We start from the raw sequence: 18,819 nt of genomic DNA, 5'->3' as shown, positions 1-18,819 counted from the left end.
TAAGCTTGCGCGAGTGAAGACATCGACGTGGATGCCCGGCCGCCAGACAATCCGCTTCGGCGGCGACTACAACCCCGAACAGTGGCCGCGAGAGGTCTGGGATGAAGACATACGCCTCATGCGAGAGGCCGGAGTCAACCTCGTCAGCATCGGCATCTTCTCGTGGGCGCTCCTCGAACCCGAGGAAGGGACCTACGACTTCTCAGTGCTAGACGAGATCATCTCGCTCCTCCACACCGCCGACATCGACGTGGACCTCGCCACCCCCACGGCGTCACCGCCCGCATGGTTCTACCGGAAGTACCCGCACGCTCGAGCGGTGACTCGCGACGGGGTTCCCCTTGCGTTCGGCTCGCGCGGCATCGTCAGCCCAAGCTCGCCAGAGTACCGACGCGCCGCGACGGCGATCGCGGCAAAGCTCGCCGAGCGCTACGCCGAGCATCCCGCTGTTGTGCTCTGGCACGTGCACAACGAGTACGGGACGCCGGTCACGGAAAGCTACGACGACGCTTCCGTGGCGGCGTTCAGGCTCTGGCTGCAGGATCGCTACTCGTCATTGGATGCGCTCAACGCGGCCTGGGGCACGAACTTCTGGGGACAGCGCTACGGCGCTTGGGATGAGATCGACGCGCCACGCACATCAGGCACGGCCAGCAACCCCGCACACCGCCTCGACTTCGCGCGCTTCAGCTCGGCGGCGCTCCTCGAATGCTTCAAAGCCGAGCGCGACGCGATTCGCGTGCACTCCTCGCAGCCGATCACGACGAATTTCATGGCCGGCATGTGCCCAAGCGTGGACCTGTGGAAGTGGGCAGACGAGGTCGACATCGTCGCGAACGACCACTACCTCGCAGCCGAGCAGGACAACAACCACATCCAGCTCTCGCGCGCCGCCGACCTGACCCGCTCACTTGCGCGGGGTAAGCCCTGGATCCTCATGGAGCACTCGACATCGGCCGTCAACTGGCAGCCCCGCAACATCGCGAAGCGGCCTGGCGAGATGCGCCGCAACAGCCTCGCCCACGCGGCGCGGGGCGCCGACGCCGTGCTCTTCTTCCAAGTTCGGGCAGGGCAGCGAGGTGCCGAGAAATTCCACTCGGCCCTCATCCCGCAGGCCGGCGAGACGTCGCGGAAGTGGCGGGAATCGGTGGCCCTCGGGGCCGACGTCGCGGCTCTGGCGCCAGTTCTCGGGTCGCAAGTGGATGCCCGGGTCGCGCTGGCCTGGGACTGGGAGTCGTTCTGGGCGCAGGATCTCGACTGGCGGCCGTCCGTCGACCTCGATCACCGGGAGCGGATCGAAGCGTTCTACGCGGCCCTGTGGCGCCGCGGCGTGACCGTCGACTTCGTGCATCCAGCCGCCGACCTCAGCGGCTACGACGCCGTCTTCGCGCCCTCGCTCTACCTCATCGAGGACGACGCGGCTGAGAACCTGCGCACGTATGCGGCACAGGGCGGCACGCTCGCGTTCTCCTACTTCTCCGGAGTCGTCTCAACCAACGACAACGTACCCTCCGGCCCGTACCCGGGTCAGCTGCGCGACGTCCTCGGTCTCATCATCGAGGAGTTCCTGCCATTGCGCGCCGGCGAACAGGTCACGCTCAGCGACGGAACGCGCGGGCGAATCTGGAGCGACGACATCGAACTGCGGGGCGCAACGAGCGTCGCCGAGTTCGCCGACGGGCCGGGCGTCGGCCGCCCGGCGGTCACGAAGAACAGCTTCGGCGACGGCACGGCCTGGTACCTGGCAACCGCGCTCGACGGCGCCGACCTCGACGGCTTCGTGACCCGCGTGCTCGACGAAGCAGGAGTCGGCTACTCCCCTATCGGCGATATCGAGAGCATTGTCCGACGCGGTGAAGGCGTCAACTACGTGTTCCAGATCAACCACGGCGCCCAGGATGCGGGGGCCGGGGTTGCAGGACTGGACCTGCTGACCGGCAACCATGTCACGTCGAACGATCCAGTGCCCGCAGGGAGCGTGCGCGTCATAGCCGTCCGGGATGAGCAGGAGTGACGAGTCCAGCCGGGGAACAGCAAAGCTGAACTGGTAGGAACAAGCCATGACAGAAACCGGCTCCCCCTCGTTCGGTGCAGACTCGACAGCCCTCCAGGTGGTCGAAGGCGTCGACCTCAGCGACAAGACGGCACTCGTGACAGGAGCGAGCTCCGGCATCGGCATCGAGACCGCACGCGCGCTCGCGGCGGCGGGAGCTCATGTGACGCTCGCTGTGCGAGACACGGAGGCTGGTGAGCGAGGTGCGGCCGAGCTACGAGCATCCACTGGCAACGACAATGTGCACGTGGCGCACCTCGACCTCGCCGACCTCGCCACGGTACGCGAGCTCGCCTCAGCCTGGTCGGGCCCCCTGCATCTGCTCATCAACAACGCCGGGATCATGGACACCCCGGAACTCCGCACCGCGGACGGCTATGAGATGCAGTTCGCCGTCAACCACCTCGGGCACTTCGCGCTCGCCAACGCACTCCTCCCCGCGCTCACAGAGGCGGGAAACGCGCGCATCGTGGCCGTGAGCTCGAGCGGCCACGCCTCGAGCGGCATCCGCTTCGACGACCCGTTCTTCGTGCGCGATGCGTACGACCGTGGACTCGCCTACGGTCAGTCGAAGACGGCGAACGTGCTCTTCGCGCTCGAGGCGACAAGGCGTTGGACAGACCGCGGCATCACGGCGGCAGCGCTCATGCCGGGTGGGATCTGGACGAACCTGCAGCGACACTGGGACCCGGAGGTGCTCGCCGACATGAAGCGGCGCTTCCCGACCAAGACACCGGAACAGGGTGCCGCGACTTCGGTGTTCGTCGCGACTCGGGCGACGCTCGGCCCCGGCACGCCCGCCTACTACGAGGACTGCCACCCGGCGGAAGTTGTCGATGAGATCGTCGACGGGGTGCACGGCGTCGTCCCCCACGCGCTCGACGCGGCTGCCGCCCGCCGCCTGTGGGAGCTCTCAGAGTCGCTGGCCTCTTCCGCGGTTGAACGTTCGCGGTCGCTCGGGTGATCAAGGTTCCGCCCGCGGATCCCAGTTCGAGAGCGTGTTGAGGCCACTCGTCGAAGAAATTTGAGTTACGGCCGATTCACATGTTCCTTGACGGCTCATGCGAACACAGCTTCGACTTTAGCTGTGAATAAGTTCAATTCACCTCTGGGGATAAGTCTCGGAACACCCTGTGGACAGCGGATTTCTGGTTTGAAAGTTATCCACGAACCTCTCGAATGTCGGTGGTGGTCCGTAGTGTTGTGGGCATGCAACAGCACTCCGACGCCGCTCTCCGGGCCCTTGGGTTTGATCCCTCGGATCCGGCGTCGGTGGCGGCCCGGTGGTCGGAGATTCTCACGTTGGAGGAGCAGGCAGCCGCGATGGTCGCGAGCGGTACCGCGCTGCAGTTGCGGGCCCACGCGGCGGCGTACGACTTCGCCCACGCGCTCGATATCGTTGACGGATGCGCGGAGTCCGCGATGCACGTCCGCTCGATCGCGGACGAGGTCGCGCTGGTCGTGAAGGTGACCTCCGGCGTCGCGCAGGGGCAGCTGGCGCTCGCGTCGAAGACGCAGGACGACTTCCCGGCGCTCGTCGTCGCGCTCGACGAGAACGTCGCGACCCCCGCCCAAGTCCACAAACTCGTCGAGGTGGGCTTCAAAGTCAACCACGACGACCCCGCCGAGCAAGCCGAGCGGCGAGCCCTGTTCGTGGAGGTGATGCTCGAACGCATCCGGCAAGAGCCCCTCCCACCCCGGGCGCTGCAAAAAGCGGCCGAGCGAGTCGCGGAAGAACTCACCGGGGAATCCATCGACCAACGACACGCACGAGCCCGCCGGCAACGCCGCACGAGCGTGGAAGACCTCGGGGACGGCATGAGCATCCTCAGGGTCACGACCGACTCGTTCGTCGCGCACGCCATCCACGACCGAGTCCGGAAGCAAGCACTCGCGATCATCAAGGCACGACCGAACCCCGGAACTGCGCCCCACGCCAGCGAAGAAGCCGAAGATGGAACAGGGTCGCCCGGAGCTGGGAGTGCGTTCGGGGCCGCTGTCGACGAGGCTCACGCGACCGCCAAAACTGCAGAAACTGCCGAGGAACTGGACGAGCGGAGCCTGAACGAGGTCATGTCCGACGTCGTCGCCGACATGCTTCTCACCAGCGACCCCATGGGCAACTCCGCGGCCGCCGGCATCCAAGCCAACGTGCAACTCTCCATCCCCATCACAACCGCACTCACCGAGACGCCCAGGGCCGGACAAGCACCAGCACTGCTCGAGGGCATGACCCCGATGCCCATCGAAGACGCGAAACGTCTCGCCGCGACCGCGCCCGCGTTCATCCGAGTGCTCACGCACCCCATCACGGGCGCCGTGCAAGCCGTCGACTCCTACAAACCCACCGCGGCGATGCGCGCGTTCCTCCACGCCCGCGACGTGCACTGCCGCTTCATCGGCTGCCGACAACCCGCAGTGGCCTGCGAACTCGACCACACCGAGGACTACCAATACGGCGGCAAAACCGCGATCTGGAACCTCAGCGACTTCTGCAAAAACCACCACATCGTGAAACACCACACCGCCTGGAAAGTCAGACAACTCGGCGGCGGCATCCTCGAATGGACCACACCAAGCGGGAAGGTCTACATCAGCAGACCAGAACCCCACGGCGTGATCTTCCGACCGACCGATCAACTCATCAGACCGACGGAAAAGCCCCCGCGGCCGGACACGAGTGTGAGCCCGGCCGCGAGCCCTGGAGATGCCCCGGCGCCGCAACTCGGACGATCGACGAAAACACCGCCGTTCTGACCAGACGATGCACTGCGCTGAAGTGCGCCCTCTCTTCCTAATCGAGCGAGAGAGCTGATCGAGAGAGGGCGCACCACACTGGCTGTCCGAGCTGGCTACCCGCGGCGGCGCACCCAGGCGGTGGTCTCCCCCGCCAGCGTCGCGTCATCCTCGAGGTCGCTGCGCAGCAGCACGTCGGCGTCGGCACCCAACTCGAACGACTCCTCACCGAAGTTCGTCACGATCTCCCACCCGTTCGGACGAGCGAAGCGCAGCACATCCGCTCGCCCGCTCGGCAGCCACTCGAGGTGCTCCCCGCTCTGCAGCTCGTGCCGCAGCGCGAGCGCCCGACGGTACAAAGCGAGCACAGAAGCATTGTCCGCTTCCTGTACCTCAACCGCGGACGGGCCGAACCACCCGGGCTGGGGAAGGTGCGCATCCGCTCCCCCGAACCCGAACGACTGACCATCCGCCACCCACGGCAGGGGAACACGGCAGCCATCGCGGCCGATGTCGATTCCCGGGTTGCGGAAGAACGTGGGGTCCTGGCGGTCTGCATCTGGGATCTCGGCAACCTCGTGCAGGCCGAGCTCCTCGCCCTGGTAGAGGTACGCCGAGCCAGGCAGGCCAAGAGTGAACAGTGTCGCCGCGCGAGCACGCCGCAGGCCGCCCTCAGCATCGAGCACCGGACGTTCCCCACCAGACAGCAACCACTCCGAGCCGTGCTTCGCGAGCGGGTGCCCCTTCTTGTTGCGCTCCGGATGCGGCAGCCCATATCTGGTCGCGTGCCGCACAACGTCGTGGTTCGACAGCACCCAGGTCGTCGAGGAACCCGAGCGCTCCGCCAGCTCGAGGTTGTCGGCGACGATGCTCGAGAACTGCTCCGCGTCGAAGTCAGCCTCGAGGAGGTCGAAGTTGAACGCCTGACCAAGCCCCTCCGGGCTCGCGTAGCGCGGCCGACGGTCACGCTCGACCCACGCCTCGGCAACTGCAGTGCGCGGCGGCTCGTAGGCGTTGAAGACCTTGCGCCACTCCGCGTAGACCTCGTGCACGTCGTCGCGGTCGATGATCGGGTGATGGCCATCGAACGCCATGGCGTCGAGCTCAGCCTTGCTCGGCAGCTCACCGCTGAGGTCCTTCGTCAGCATGTGCGCCACATCGATGCGGAAACCGTCGACGCCCCGGTCGGACCAGAAGCGGAGCGTGTGCAGGAAGTCGGCCCTCACCTCCGGGTTCGCCCAGTTGAAGTCCGGCTGCTCGACCGCGAAGTTGTGGAAGTACCACTGACCGTCTTCCACGCGGTGCCAGGCCGGCCCGCCGAACACCGACTCCCAGTCGGTTGGCGCCTCAGCCCCGTCCGGCCCCTTGCCGTCACGGAAGATATAGCGGTCGCGCTCGGGAGATCCTGGGCCCGCTGCCAGCGCCGCCTGGAACCACTCATGCTGGTCGGACGAATGGTTCGGCACGATGTCGACAATCACGCGGATTCCCGCCGCGTGAAGCGCCGCCACCATGACGTCGAAGTCGTCGAGCGTGCCGAGGCGCGCATCCACGTTGCGGTAGTCGGCGACGTCGTAGCCCCCATCGGCGAGCTCCGACGGGTAGAAGGGGCTGAGCCAGACGGCATCGATGCCGAGCGCCTGCAGGTAGGACACTTTCGCGGTGATGCCAGGCAGGTCGCCCAGCCCATCACCGTTCGCGTCCGCGAAGCTGCGCGGGTAGATCTGGTAGACGGCCGCCTGACGCCACCAGTCGGCGTCGTGCGGGTTGGTGCGGGTGAGGAGGTCGGTCTCTGCCGAGAAGGTCGAGCTCATAGTGGGGACATTCCTTGGGGTGTTGGTGGTCTGTGGATGGAGAGAATCTGGTGCTGCACTCACGTCGTCAGCCCTTGACGGCGCCCTGAGTGACGCCTTCCATGACCCAGCGCTGCGTGAACAGGTAGGCGATCAGGGCCGGCGCCATTGCCATCAGGTAGGAAGCGAACGACACGTTGTAGTTGTTGCTGAACTGCGTCTGGAAGATCTTCTGCACAACCGGCAGCGTCTGCAGGGCCGGGTCGGAGATGATCAGCGATGGCATCATGAAGTCGTTCCACGAGGCGAGGAACGCGAAGATACCGACCGTCGCGCTCATGGGCGCGAGCAACGGGAAGATGACCCGCCAGAACGTCTGCCACGTGCTAGCCCCGTCGATCCTCGCGCTCTCCTCGAGCTCGCTCGGAATGGACCTCAGGAACGCGGTGAAGAGCAGGATCGAGAAGCTCAGCTGGAACATGACGTGCAGGATGATGACACCGAGCGGATTGTCGAGGCCAAACAGGCCGCTCATCTGGATCTGCGGGAGCGCGACCGCCGGGAACGGCAGGAACATCGCCGCGAGCAGGTAGTAGAACGAGCCGCGAAAGAATCGGTTGTTCCAGTTGCGAGTGATGGCGTACGAGGCGAAGGCCGCGAGCAGGATCACCCCAGCGACCGTGCCTGCCGTGATGAACACGGAGACTCCGAACGCCTGCGGGAAGTTCGTGAGATTCCAGGCCTCGACGAATCCGTCGAAGCTGAACGGTGCCGGAAGCGCGAAGACGTTGCCGCTCACGGCCTGCGACGTCGTCTTGAAGGCCGTCACGACGGTGACATAGAGCGGAATGAGGACGGTCACGGCGCAGAGGAGCAGGATGATCGTCGTCGACCAACCGCTACGCCCGCGTCCGCGTCCGCGTCCGCGTCCGCCGAAGTTCTTGCTCGCCGGTGCCACGCGCGTGCGGCTGACGATGGGCTGCTGAAGTGCCATCAGAGTTCGTTCTTTCCCTGGGTGAGGCGGAGCTGGAGGAGGGAGATGACGACGACGATCACGAAGAAGAACGTCGCGTTTGCCATCTGGTAGGCGTAGTCGCCTCCACTGAAGCCGGTGAAGATCGTCATGGCGATGCTTCGAGTCGACGTGCCCGGCCCGCCGTCGGTGAGGCCGACGATGATGTCGTACGCGTTGAGGAAGTTCTTGAAACCGAGGATGACGTTGATGACGACGTAGCCTGCGACAAGCGGCAACGTGATCTGCAGCATCTGCTGCAGCTTCGTCGCCCCGTCGAGCTCGGCAGCCTCGTACACGTCGCCGGGAACCGCCAGGAGACCCGCGATGTAGATGAGCAGCGTGCCCGGAATCGCCTGCCACGCCGTGACGATCACGATGCCGATCCAGGCGAGGTTGGGGTTCGCGAGGATGCTCTCCGACAGCCACGGGATGTTGAGGCTCTGCCCCAGGGCCGGAACCGCGTTGGAGAACAGGAAGTTGAACACGAACGCGATGACGATTCCAGAGATGACCATGGGGATCACGAACACGGTACGCAGCGGAGCCTTCAGACGGATGCGGGCCACGAGCCCTACAGCCAGGAGGAACGCGAGCACGTTGACCAGGATCACGGTGACGGCGGCGAAGCCCATCGTGAACCCGTAGCTCTGCCAGATGGCGGGGTCGCCGAACATGGCGATGTAGTTGGTGATGCCGACGAAGTTCCACTCGCCGAAGCCGATGGAGTTCGTGAAGCTGAAGAAGATGCCGATGATGGCGGGGATCGTGATGGCGATCGTGAACAGCACGAGCGTCGGGACGAGGAAGAGGTAGTGGACGCGGTCGACTCGACGTGTGCTGCGTGGCCTGAGCTTCTTGCCTGCTCGCTGGGCCTCGTCGGTGCGGATCGCCTCGGTGGTGGTCGACACGGTTGTCTCCATTCCGGTTCGTGATCGAGTGGTGCTGGCCGTTGCCATGAGCGGTCTATTGGCGCAGCGCGAGGCGGGCCCAGTCGGCGTCGAGCGTGCTCAGCGTCGAATCGACGCTCGCTCCCCCGGTGACGAGTCCCTGCATGTAGTTCTCGGTGGGAATCGTCAGCGGGATCGCCTTCGACGGGCCTTGGTAGAAGGCGGCGCTCTCGTAGTACGGCTGGAGCTCGACGAGTCGAGGGTCGGTGACCGGGTCGGCGTCGATCGTGGTGCCAAATCCGAGCTGCGCAGCGTTGTAGTCGTTGATAACGTCAGGCTGGAAGAGGTACTGCAAGAACTCGCGCGCCTCCTCCTTGTGCTTCGAAGCCTCCGGGATCCAAGCCGCGAGGTCGATGTTGACTCGCACCTCACGGTCATCAGCGTTCTCGGTCATGGGCAGCGGGAACATGCCGAGCTGCGCATCCGGGTTCGTCTTCGCGATCTCGCCGAGCGCCCACGGCCCCTGCAGGTACATGGCCGCTTGGCCTTCGGCGAAGGCGACGTTGCCATCGCCGTAGCCGCGACTGCCCGCATCCGCGTTTGTGTACTCGCCGGTGAGCTCGGTCATGCGAGTGACGGATTCCGTCATGGTCGACTCGAATGAGACCGGTGAGTCGGGGCCGACGTCGGTGCCGAGCGCGTTGAGCTCGTCATAGAAGCCCGCGACGTCGATGGAGCCACCCACGGTGTAGTCGAACCACCCCTGGCTGACCGTCCACGGGTCCTTGAAGGTCGCGTAGAACGGGTCGATGCCCGCCTCCTTGAGCTGGTCGCAGACCTCGATGAGCTCGCTGTACGTGGTCGGGACCTCGAGCCCCTGCTCCTCGAAGATCTCTTTGTTGTAGATGACGGACGCCGCCATCACCGAGTAGGGCAGCACGCTCGTGCGCCCCGGGTAGCTCGCGTACTGGTCGACGAGGTCCTGAATCTCAGGCAGGATGCGGTCTGCTTCAGGCATGTCGGAGAGGTCGGAGAGCGCACCGCGCTCCATGAAGCGGGCCATCTCCATGTTGTAGTTGAGGAGGCCGAGGTCCGGCGGGTTTCCCCGGAGGAATCCTGCCTGCAGGTTCGAGGAGGTGTCGAGCACCACACGAACCTCGCTCTGGGAGGCGTTGTACTCCTGGATGAGTTCGCGGAAGTAGGGGATCGCTTCTGGCTTGCTGAGGAAGAACCGCACCTCGGTTGGCCCGGTGTTGGTGCAGGCGGCGAGTCCGGATCCGGCGAGCACAAGTACAAGCGCTGCCACGAGGGCGCGCAGCACGGCGCGGGGCCTGAAGCGTTTCGAAGGTGATGGCACGTCGTTGTCCCTTGGGCTGAGCTGGCGGCCGGGGGGGGCGAGCCAGACATTGAAACGAACACTAAATTTTGTGTCTAAATTTACTGCTGGAGGTAATGTAAACCGACGACCAGCGAAAGGTCAACAGCGTGTTCAGACTCCCAAGTACTCCGCCTCCACTGAAGCGCGCCAATCTGCAGCTACTCCTCGAATACGCGTGGGTCTCCCCGGCTTTCACCGCGACGGATGCGATGAGTATCGGTCTCACGAGGTCCACGATCATCGACCTGCTTGACGAGCTCGCCAACTGTGGATTGGTCACCGAGCTCCCCAACTCACGACAGGACGGCAACTACCAGAAGGGCCGCCCAGCGCGGCGCTTCGAGCTCACGGCAAACGCTGCCGCCGTCGTCGGCGTCGACGCGGGGCGCGAGCACCTCACGACAACCGTGTCGAACCTGCGTGGCGAGATCTTCAGCTCCGGCCAGGTGGAGGTCGACCCCGAGGCCGACTCCCCCGAGACGAGGCGCAGGCTGCTGCGCCGGGTCGTGACCGAGCAGCTCGCGACGACCGGTCACAGCTTGGCTGAGGTGGCCGGCATCTGCATCGGCGTCCCCGCCCCCGTGGATGCCCGCGGCATCTCCCCCGCGCACGTCGACGGATTTTGGCAGCGCACCAACCCCGACTTCGTGACCGTCTTCGACGCCGAGGTCCCCATCATCCGCGTCGAGAACGATGCCCTCCTTGCCGCAGTCGCCGAGGGGAGCGTTGGCGGCGGCGTGGGCTGCAGCGACTTCGTGACGTTCCTGAGCGGTGAGCGCTTCGGCGCCGGCATCTTCGTCGACGGGCGCCTCCTGCGGGGCGCACACGGCGGCGTCGGGGAGATGCTCGGGCTCGACCTCGTCGCGGGCGCCGAGGGCGTTGATGGGCTTGGCCTGCGCGCCGCGCGCCTCGCCCGGGAGGCCGTCGCAGAGGACAGGGTGGCGGAAGGAAGCCCGCTCCGGAGCGTGCCCGCCGAGGACATCGACGGCAAGCTTGTCCTCGAGGCGGCGAGGGACGGCGACGCCGACGCGGGTCGCGTCGTCACGGAGGTCGGCGGCGTTCTCGCTCGCATCGCCGGGCTGGTGGCGAGCCTCTTCGACCCGGAGCGAGTCATCATCGCCGGTGGAGTTGCGCCAGGAGCGGAGGGGCTCATTGCGGCCGCCCGCGAGGAGCTACCCGCCCTCCTCCACCTGCCCGTGCCCGAACTCGTGCGCTCCGAACTGGGCGCAGGCGTCGTCTCAGTCGGCGCCGTGCAGCACGCCCTGAGTTCTGTGCGGGGCAGCATCCTCGACCTGTAGTCCCGGAAGTCGAGACGGAGGTCGCGTCGGAGGTCGCGTCGCAGGTGCAGTCAGATTTGCCCACCGCGAAAACACCTGGCATCTACGGCGCACAACACACCGGCGTGGAATGCGACGCGCGGGTGCGCTGTTCGACCTGTGGGGCAACGCACCAGCGTTTAGCCCTCGATCCGAAAGGCACAATCAGTGGACCTCTTCTCTCCTTTGACCCTCGGCGACATCGAGCTCGCCAACCGCGTCGTCATGGCGCCGCTGACTCGCACGCGTGCGAGCGCGGAGGGTGTTCCGGGCGAGCTTGTGGCGGAGCACTACGCGCAGCGCGCGAGCCTGGGCCTCATCATCACCGAGGGCACGTACCCGAGCGCCGAGTCGCGCTCTTACCCTGGACAGCCGGGCATCGTCACGCTGGAGCAGGCCGAGGGCTGGCGGCGAGTCGCCGAGGCTGTGCACGCTCGCGGCGGCCGCATCGTCATGCAGCTCATGAACGGCGGTCGCGTGTCCCACCCGGACATCACGGGCACCGCGCGCATCGTCGCCCCGAGTCCCGTCGCGATCGACGGCGAGGTGCGCACACCCAGCGGCAAGCAGCCGTACCCGGTCCCTCATGCACTCACGACGGCCGAGCTCGCGATTGTCCGCGAGGAGTTCGTGGATGCGGCCCGCCGCGCCGTCGAGGCAGGCTTCGACGGCGTCGAGATCCACGGCGCCAACGGCTACCTGCTCCACGAGTTCCTGTCGCCCGTGTCGAACGTGCGCACCGACGAGTACGGCGGCTCGCCCACGGCTCGTGCGCGCTTCCTCGTCGAGGTCACCACGGCGGTTGCCGAGGCCATCGGCCCTGGACGCGTCGGCGTCCGCCTCTCCCCCGCGCACAACATCCAGGACGTCGTCGAGACCGACGACGCCGACGTGCGCGCGACGTACGACGCGGTCGCCGATGGGCTCGCCCCGCTCGGACTCGCCTACCTGAGCGTGCTGCACAGCGACCCGGAGGGTGAGCTCGTGCAGGACCTGCGTGCACGCTTCGGTGGCGCCTTCATCGCGAACAGCGGCTTCAGCCGTCTGACGACCCGCGAGGAAGCCGTCAACCTCGTCAAGGAGGGCAACGCGGACGCGGTTGCCGTCGGCCGCCTCGCGATCGCCAACCCCGACCTCGTCGAGCGCTGGCAGGGCGAGCACCCCGAGAACGAGCCGAACCCGGCGACCTTCTACGGCGACAGCGAGGTCGGCTACACCGACTACCCGCGCCTCTCCGCGTAGCGAGCGACCGCCCGGCTGTTCATTCCGCGGCCGGCAAGCCCGTCGATGTCGCCCGCCAGGATCTTCTGGCGGGCGACGTTTCGCACCTGGGCACCTCAGCCTCGGCGCGCCGCGTGCACGATCCAGGGGCGATCCTTCCGAAACTCTTGCGCGGCGCATCCGCCGTGCTAGCATTCGTTATACGATTAACTGATCCACGAGGAGGTGGGCAATGGCGAGGCGCCCCAAGACAACCACGATGGCACAGGTGGCGGAGCACGCAGGTGTATCCCAGGCCACAGTGTCACTGGTTCTCAACAACGTCGCGGGATCGCGCGTCGCCGAGGCCACAAAGGAACGTGTCCTTGAGGCAGTCCGCGACCTCGACTACAGAACCAACGCCTTCGCCAAGACCCTCCGCAGTGGCGAGTCAGAGATGATCGGCTTCATCTCCGACGAAGTCGCGAGCTCCCCCTTTGCGGGCGGCCTCCTCAAGGGCGCACAGGTACTGGCCTGGGAAAACGGGAACGTCATCCTGACCGTCGACACCTACAACGAGCCCGGACTTGAGCGGGCTGCGGTCGAGATGATGCAGTCCTACCGCGTTCGGGGCGTCGTCTACGCATCGATGTACCATCGGGTCATCGACGTGCCGGAGGCCCTGACTGGAGTCCCGACCGTTGTCGTCAACGCACAGGACCGTGCCGGTCTCGTCCCAAGCGTCTTCCCCGACGAAGAGATGGGCGGCTACGCCGCAACAAGACAACTCCTTGACGCCGGGCACACCAAGATCGCGATGATCAACATCCAACCGGAGGTCAGCGACCTACCGGCCGGCGTCGGCAGACTCGCCGGATTCCGACGAGCCCTCGCCGAGGCGGGACTTTCGCCCCGACCAGACTGGATCCTTTCTGGAACCGGCATCGTCGAGGACGGACTGCGCCTCACTGAACAGCTCCTGGCAGGCAACGAGCACCCAACTGCGATCTTCTGCGGCAACGACAGAACCGCCTGGGGCGCCTACCGCACCCTCGAAGCCCGCGGACTCAGCGTGCCCGCGGACTGCTCGATTATCGGCTTCGACAACCACGAGATGCTTGCACCGCACCTCGACCCCGGCCTCACGACTGTCGCCCTCCCGTATGAGCAGATGGCGCGGACCGCGATCGACCTCCTTCTCAACCCAGCACCATCCCCATCCCTTCACATCCCACTCGAGTGCACCGTCGTCACTCGCGGGTCTGTAGCAAAGGCCAAGGCATGACCACGAAGATCACCATCCCCACCCCCGCAACCCGCGGACCCCGCCGACCAAAGACGCCGAGGCGAGGTTTCAAAGTTGAAGCTCGCCGCGCCCTGCGAAGCTGGCAGTTATACGTATTACTAACTCCAGCGCTCGTCTCAGTCTTGGTTTTCAAGTACTGGCCCATGTACGGCGCGCAGATCGCGTTCCGCAATTACAACCCCGCTGACGGCTTCGCCGGAAGCCCCTGGGTGGGACTCGAACACTTCGAACGATTCATAAACTCGTTCCAGTTCGAGCGCCTGATCGCCAACACGCTGACCCTCAACGCGCTTGGTCTCCTCATCGCCTTCCCGGTGCCGATCATCCTTGCGCTGATCGTGAATCAGTTGCAGAGCGAGCGGTTCAAGAAATTCACACAGACCGTGCTCTACTCCCCCTCATTCATCTCTGTCGTGGTTGTAGTGGGAATGATCTACCTGCTCTTCTCGCCAAGGTCGGGGATCGTCAACAACGCCATCACAGTCTTCGGCGGCGACCCGGTCTTCTTCATGGGATCAGCGGAATGGTTCAGGCCCCTGTATATCGGCTCCGACATTTGGCAGAATGCCGGATTCTCGATGATCGTCTACCTCGCCGCCCTGACCGCCATCGATCCGTCGCTGCACGAGGCGGCCCGAGTCGACGGCGCGAACAAGTGGCAGAGAATCCGTCACATCGATATTCCGGGCATCCTGCCCGTCATCACGATCCTGTTCATTCTTGCGATCGGGAACCTGTTCAACCTCGGCTTCGAGAAGGTCCTCCTCATGCAGACAGACCTGAACCTGCCGACCTCGGAGGTCATTCAGACCTACGTCTACCAAGCCGGACTCAAGCAGGCCCAGTTCAGCTACTCGGCCGCCATCGGCCTCTTCAACTCCTTCATCAACATGGTGCTGCTCCTGACCTTCAACTGGGTCGCGAAGCGTGCAGGCCAGTCGACCCTCTGGTGACGAACATGACCTCTACGACTTCTACGCCTCGGCACGAGACAACCGAGCACCACATCTCCGCCGAGCATCACCCTGAAGTCCGGCGCCCGACCAGCCGCCGGAAGGAATCCTGGCGCAGACGCATGGCCGACCCGGTCTTCAACGTGTTCGCGGTTGGAACTCTGGCGCTTGCCATCGCAGCCATCATCTACCCCCTGTACTTCATCGTCATCGCTTCGGTCAGCGAGCCGTCCGAGATCCTGAACGGCAACGTCTGGCTCTGGCCGCAGGGGTTCACGCTCGAGGGGTACGCACGCATCTTCGCGGACGCTGCGATCTGGCAGGGGTTCGGCAACTCGGTTCTGTACACAAGCGTCGCCACGCTCATCAGTGTCGTGTCGATTCTCTGCGGCGCCTACGCGCTTTCGAGAAAAGACCTCTACGGCCGGAAATTCCTCATGCTGGTCTTCATCCTCACGATGTTCATCGACGGAGGCCTGATCGCCAGGTACCTCGTCGTCCGAGACCTCGGGATGCTCGACACCATCTGGGCCGTTGTCCTCCCCGGTGCAGTGGGCGTCTGGAACCTCATCATCGCTCGAGCGTTCTTCGAGAACAACGTGCCAAGCGAGCTCCGCGAGGCTGCTCAGCTCGACGGCGCCAACGACTTCCGCTTCTTCTTCCAGATCGTGCTTCCACTCTCGAAGCCCCTGATCTTCCTCATGATCATGATCCACCTCGTAGCGAACTGGAACGCGTTCTTTGACGCACTCATCTACCTCGACGACGAGAGCAAGTATCCACTGCAACTTGTCCTCAGGAACGTGCTGATCCAATCTGAGGTGAATTCGGCGGGAGGCACCGGCGCCCTCGATTCCTATGCCGCAGCGCAGCGCCTTGGCGAGCTCATGAAATACGGAATGATCGTGATCTCGAGCCTGCCACTCCTCATTGTCCTGCCGTTCATGCAGAAGCACTTCACCAAGGGAACCATGATCGGCGCCGTCAAGAGCTGATCCCCTTCCTGTCATTCCCACCGACATATCCGTCTCACCTCCACTAAGACAGAAAGTAAACGACTATGAAACAGCGACGTTTCGCGACCTCGATCGCCTTGGTCACCGTCAGCGGCCTCCTGCTGACAGGGTGCTCCGGCGGTGGCGGCAGTGCAGAGCTCACTGATCTGTCCGCCGACTACGGCTTCAATGCCGAAGGCCTTCCCATCGTCACCGAGCCCCTGACGCTCACCTTCGGCGGGACCAAGTCACCACTAGCGCCCGACTACGCCACCATGGAGCTCGTCCAGCAGTGGGCGACAGACACGAATATCTCGATCGACTGGCGCAACCTGCCGGAGCAGGTCTACGCAGAGAAGAAGAACCTCATGCTGGCGGGCGACGAGCTCCCCGATGTCCTGTTCAACACCGGTCTCAGCGACTCCGAGATCGTTCAGAACGGCTCGAACGGAACGCTGCTGCCTTTGGAAGACCTCATTGCCGAGCACGCCCCGACGCTCTCCGGCATCCTCGACGCTCGGCCCGACATCAAGGCCGCTCTGACCGCGTCCGACGGGCACATCTACACACTGCCGTCCGTAGAAGAGCTGGGGATCCTGCAGCACCCCAACTTCCTCTACATCAACAAGAGCTGGCTCGACACACTCGGGCTCCCGATGCCGAGCACGATCGACGAATACCGGGCCGCGCTCGAGGCCTTCAAGACCGGTGACCCCAACGGCAACGGCGAGGCGGACGAGATTCCCCTCTCGTTCCGCACCGACTCCTTCGCGGCCAACCCGTCAGACCTCATCACCGCCCTCGGCGGCCAGCCGGAGAACAACGACCACCGCATCGTCCGCGATGGCGTCGTCGAGTTCACTGCAAACACCCCCGAGTACCGCGCTGGCGTCGAAGCGCTCGGCGAGTGGTACGCCAATGGGATCATCGACCCCGAGTCGTTCTCGCAAGACGACGTTGCCTACCTCTCAAAGGGGAAGTCTGAGACGCCCATCCTCGGCTCGTTCTTCTGGTGGGAGCTCGAGGAGATGGTCGGCGAGGAGAAGAGCTCCGACTACGAGCTGGTCGGCATTCTCGAGGGCGTCAGCGGCGAGCGCCTCGCCAGCGTCTCCAACAACCAGGAGATCAACCGCGGCGCGATGGCGCTCACGCGCGCCAACCAGTACCCCGCTGCGACCATCCGCTGGGCCGACCGACTCTTCGACCCCGTCATGTCCGCTCAATCGAACTGGGGCCCTATCGGCGTGACGTTGGAAGAGGATCCTTCAGGTCTCCTCGTGCAGATCCCGGCCCCCGAGGGGGAATCTGAGGGAGAGCGTCGCCAGAAAGTCGCCCCTGGCGGCCCGAAAATCACCACAGCCCAGGACTTCGAGACCGTCGTCGCGCCCGAACCCCGCGCGAAGGAGCGCCAGCAACTCGTCACCGAGAACTACGCACCCTACGCCGCCAATGAGGCCTATCCGCCCGTGCTCCTCTCGAACGAGGAACTCGACCAGACCGCCTTCGCCCTCACGGATATCAACAGTCTCGTGAAGGAGAAGTTCGCCAGCTGGGTGGTGAACCGCAACATCGACGCCGAATGGGAGAGCTACACGACCCAGCTCGACGGCCTCGGCGTCGCCGAGGTGACCGACATCTACCAGCAGGCCTACGACCGCTTCCAACAGGGCGGCGAGTAGCCACCGTGTGGCGGGCCCGCGCGGGCCCGCCACACAAACGCACCCGTCAACCGCTTTCACCCCTGCAAAGGACCACGATCAATGACCCCGATTTCCCAGACGACAACGGCCGTAACCCCGCTCCGCCCCTCGGCTCACTTCACTGCCGAGACGTCCTGGCTCAACGACCCGAACGGGCTCGTCCACCACGACGGGCTCTACCACCTCTTCTTCCAGACGAACCCCTTCGGCAGCACATGGGGCAACATCTCGTGGGGTCACGCCACCTCCACGGACCTCGTCTCGTGGGAAGAGAAACCCATCGCCATCCCGGCGAACGAGCAGGAGATGGCGTTCTCCGGCAGCGCCGTCGTCGACAGCCGGAACACCGCCGGCTTCGCAGCAGACGGAGAGACCGCGCTCGTGGCGATCTACACGAGCGCCCGCCCGCCCGTTGGCGAGGCGCCTGGGCTGCAGACTCAGTCGCTCGCCTACAGTGTCGATGCGGGCACAACGTGGACTCGGTACTCCGGCAACCCCGTGCTCGACATCGACTCCTCCGAGTTCCGCGACCCGAAAGTCTTCTGGCATGGAGGAGACGACGGCCACTGGGTCATGGTGGTCGTGGAAGCGGTCGCACGCAAGGTGCTCTTCTACACCTCGCCAAACCTCATCGACTGGTCCTTCAGCTCGGGCTTCGGCCCAGCGCACGCGACAGGCGGCGTCTGGGAATGCCCCGACCTGTTCCCCCTCCAGGTCGATTCCACAGGCGAGACACGCTGGGTGCTCGTCGTCAGCATGAACCCGGGCGCGAGAGCGGGCGGCTCCGGCACGCAGTACTTCGTCGGCGACTTCGACGGCACCACGTTCGTCGCCGAACGGCTCAGCACATCCGACGATCCCGACTCGTACGACTGGCTCGACTACGGGCGCGACTACTACGCCGCGGTCTCCTTCAACAACACCCCTGACGGCCGTCGCCTCATGATCGGGTGGGCAAGCAACTGGGACTACGCCAACAAGACGCCGACCGCCCCCTGGCGCTCCGCGATGTCACTGGTCCGCGAGATCAGCCTGACGCGTACCGCAGACGGTCGCTGCCGCCTTCGCCAGACTCCGGTACTGCCCGTGCATGCAGACGGCGTGACGGTGAGCGAGCACCTGATCCCCCTGGACCTCGGCCAACGTTCGACCATCGTGCTCGACACCGACGGGGTAGGGCACGAGCACGTTCGGCTCCACTTCGAGCGCGACGAAGCTGGCGCCCACCTGATCTTCGAACGCGAGGACAGCGGTCTCACCGACTTCCACTCGACCTTCGCAGCACCCAACCGCGTGCCCATCGGAACGCACCTCGAGTCTCCGATGAACGTCCAGATCGTGGTCGACGCGACCATCATCGAGGTGTTCCTCGGCGACGGAGTCCAGACGGTGACGGAGCAGGTGTTCCCCGCTGCGCCGCTGCGGTCAGCACGCACCGTTCGGCACGCATGACGCCCACGCGTTGAGCCCCGCCGCACGGGCCCGCT

14 protein-coding genes are annotated in these 18,819 nt (G+C 65.2%); 10 read left to right on the top strand and 4 right to left on the bottom strand.

The window, feature by feature from the left end; translation table 11 throughout:
- Positions 1-31: 31 nt before the first annotated feature.
- The 3 genes from C5B85_RS01105 (at position 32) to C5B85_RS01095 (ending at position 4,810) form a co-directional block, all read left to right on the top strand.
- Entirely contained in the window at positions 32-2,014 is a 1,983-nt protein-coding gene (locus C5B85_RS01105; RefSeq protein WP_104284226.1) for a beta-galactosidase, read from the top strand.
- A 46-nt stretch (positions 2,015-2,060) separates the two neighbouring features.
- A complete protein-coding gene (locus C5B85_RS01100; protein WP_104284225.1) occupies positions 2,061-3,017 on the top strand; it encodes an SDR family NAD(P)-dependent oxidoreductase in 957 nt (318 codons plus the stop codon).
- A gap of 245 nt (positions 3,018-3,262) precedes the next feature.
- The gene (locus C5B85_RS01095) at positions 3,263-4,810 is read left to right on the top strand and encodes an HNH endonuclease signature motif containing protein (RefSeq protein WP_181064216.1); all 1,548 of its coding nucleotides are present in this window, start codon (positions 3,263-3,265) and stop codon (positions 4,808-4,810) included.
- A 95-nt stretch (positions 4,811-4,905) separates the two neighbouring features.
- Here C5B85_RS01095 and C5B85_RS01090 read toward each other — a convergent pair whose 3' ends face one another.
- The 4 genes from C5B85_RS01090 to C5B85_RS01075 all read right to left on the bottom strand — a co-directional run bounded on the left by C5B85_RS01090 (position 4,906) and on the right by C5B85_RS01075 (position 9,841).
- Positions 4,906-6,603 carry an alpha-amylase family glycosyl hydrolase gene (locus tag C5B85_RS01090; protein ID WP_104284223.1) on the bottom strand — a complete coding sequence of 566 codons (1,698 nt, stop codon included), beginning with the start codon at positions 6,601-6,603 and terminating at the stop codon, positions 4,906-4,908.
- A 67-nt stretch (positions 6,604-6,670) separates the two neighbouring features.
- The gene (locus C5B85_RS01085) at positions 6,671-7,576 is read right to left on the bottom strand and encodes a carbohydrate ABC transporter permease (protein ID WP_104284222.1); all 906 of its coding nucleotides are present in this window, start codon (positions 7,574-7,576) and stop codon (positions 6,671-6,673) included.
- Positions 7,576-8,505, bottom strand: a complete 930-nt coding sequence (locus C5B85_RS01080) for a carbohydrate ABC transporter permease (protein ID WP_374953068.1) — start codon at positions 8,503-8,505, stop codon at positions 7,576-7,578. The genes C5B85_RS01085 and C5B85_RS01080 overlap by 1 nt, the downstream gene beginning before the upstream one ends.
- A 55-nt stretch (positions 8,506-8,560) precedes the next feature.
- Complete coding sequence (locus C5B85_RS01075; RefSeq protein ID WP_308471321.1) at positions 8,561-9,841, bottom strand: extracellular solute-binding protein; 1,281 nt, start codon at positions 9,839-9,841, stop codon at positions 8,561-8,563.
- Positions 9,842-9,969: 128 nt separating this feature from the next.
- On the opposite strand from C5B85_RS01075, the gene C5B85_RS01070 reads away from it, so the two are divergent.
- From C5B85_RS01070 to C5B85_RS01040, 7 genes are all read left to right on the top strand, one after another.
- On the top strand, positions 9,970-11,160 hold the full coding sequence (locus tag C5B85_RS01070; RefSeq protein ID WP_258070534.1) for an ROK family protein: 1,191 nt from the start codon (positions 9,970-9,972) through the stop codon (positions 11,158-11,160).
- Between the two features lie 186 nt (positions 11,161-11,346).
- Positions 11,347-12,420 carry an alkene reductase gene (locus C5B85_RS01065; RefSeq protein WP_104284218.1) on the top strand — a complete coding sequence of 358 codons (1,074 nt, stop codon included), beginning with the start codon at positions 11,347-11,349 and terminating at the stop codon, positions 12,418-12,420.
- Between the two features lie 211 nt (positions 12,421-12,631).
- Positions 12,632-13,663 (top strand): LacI family DNA-binding transcriptional regulator, encoded by a 1,032-nt coding sequence (locus C5B85_RS01060; RefSeq protein WP_104284217.1) that lies wholly within the window; start codon positions 12,632-12,634, stop codon positions 13,661-13,663.
- Between the two features lie 164 nt (positions 13,664-13,827).
- Complete coding sequence (locus C5B85_RS01055) at positions 13,828-14,637, top strand: sugar ABC transporter permease (protein WP_258070533.1); 810 nt, start codon at positions 13,828-13,830, stop codon at positions 14,635-14,637.
- A gap of 5 nt (positions 14,638-14,642) precedes the next feature.
- Complete coding sequence (locus C5B85_RS01050; RefSeq protein WP_104284754.1) at positions 14,643-15,632, top strand: carbohydrate ABC transporter permease; 990 nt, start codon at positions 14,643-14,645, stop codon at positions 15,630-15,632.
- 65 nt (positions 15,633-15,697) lie between these two features.
- Positions 15,698-17,311 carry an extracellular solute-binding protein gene (locus tag C5B85_RS01045; RefSeq protein ID WP_104284215.1) on the top strand — a complete coding sequence of 538 codons (1,614 nt, stop codon included), beginning with the start codon at positions 15,698-15,700 and terminating at the stop codon, positions 17,309-17,311.
- Between the two features lie 81 nt (positions 17,312-17,392).
- Positions 17,393-18,784, top strand: coding sequence for a glycoside hydrolase family 32 protein (locus C5B85_RS01040; RefSeq protein ID WP_104284214.1), 1,392 nt, complete (start codon positions 17,393-17,395; stop codon positions 18,782-18,784).
- The last annotated feature ends 35 nt before the right edge of the window (positions 18,785-18,819 follow it).

The organism is Pseudoclavibacter sp. AY1F1 (genome assembly GCF_002931075.1).
In the GTDB taxonomy this organism is placed as follows: domain Bacteria; phylum Actinomycetota; class Actinomycetes; order Actinomycetales; family Microbacteriaceae; genus Pseudoclavibacter.
This window is presented reverse-complemented; position numbering and strand designations above follow the sequence as displayed.

What these genes read in the sequence shown, in the direction of transcription:
- C5B85_RS01105 (WP_104284226.1), top strand. Translation starts at nt 32, where the DNA reads ATGCCCGGCCGCCAGACAATCCGCTTCGGCGGCGACTACAACCCCGAA.
- C5B85_RS01100 (WP_104284225.1), top strand. Translation starts at nt 2,061, where the DNA reads ATGACAGAAACCGGCTCCCCCTCGTTCGGTGCAGACTCGACAGCCCTC.
- C5B85_RS01095 (WP_181064216.1), top strand. Translation starts at nt 3,263, where the DNA reads ATGCAACAGCACTCCGACGCCGCTCTCCGGGCCCTTGGGTTTGATCCC.
- C5B85_RS01090 (WP_104284223.1), bottom strand. Translation starts at nt 6,603, where the DNA reads ATGAGCTCGACCTTCTCGGCAGAGACCGACCTCCTCACCCGCACCAAC.
- C5B85_RS01085 (WP_104284222.1), bottom strand. Translation starts at nt 7,576, where the DNA reads ATGGCACTTCAGCAGCCCATCGTCAGCCGCACGCGCGTGGCACCGGCG.
- C5B85_RS01060 (WP_104284217.1), top strand. Translation starts at nt 12,632, where the DNA reads ATGGCGAGGCGCCCCAAGACAACCACGATGGCACAGGTGGCGGAGCAC.
- C5B85_RS01055 (WP_258070533.1), top strand. Translation starts at nt 13,828, where the DNA reads ATGTACGGCGCGCAGATCGCGTTCCGCAATTACAACCCCGCTGACGGC.
- C5B85_RS01050 (WP_104284754.1), top strand. Translation starts at nt 14,643, where the DNA reads ATGACCTCTACGACTTCTACGCCTCGGCACGAGACAACCGAGCACCAC.
- C5B85_RS01045 (WP_104284215.1), top strand. Translation starts at nt 15,698, where the DNA reads ATGAAACAGCGACGTTTCGCGACCTCGATCGCCTTGGTCACCGTCAGC.
- C5B85_RS01040 (WP_104284214.1), top strand. Translation starts at nt 17,393, where the DNA reads ATGACCCCGATTTCCCAGACGACAACGGCCGTAACCCCGCTCCGCCCC.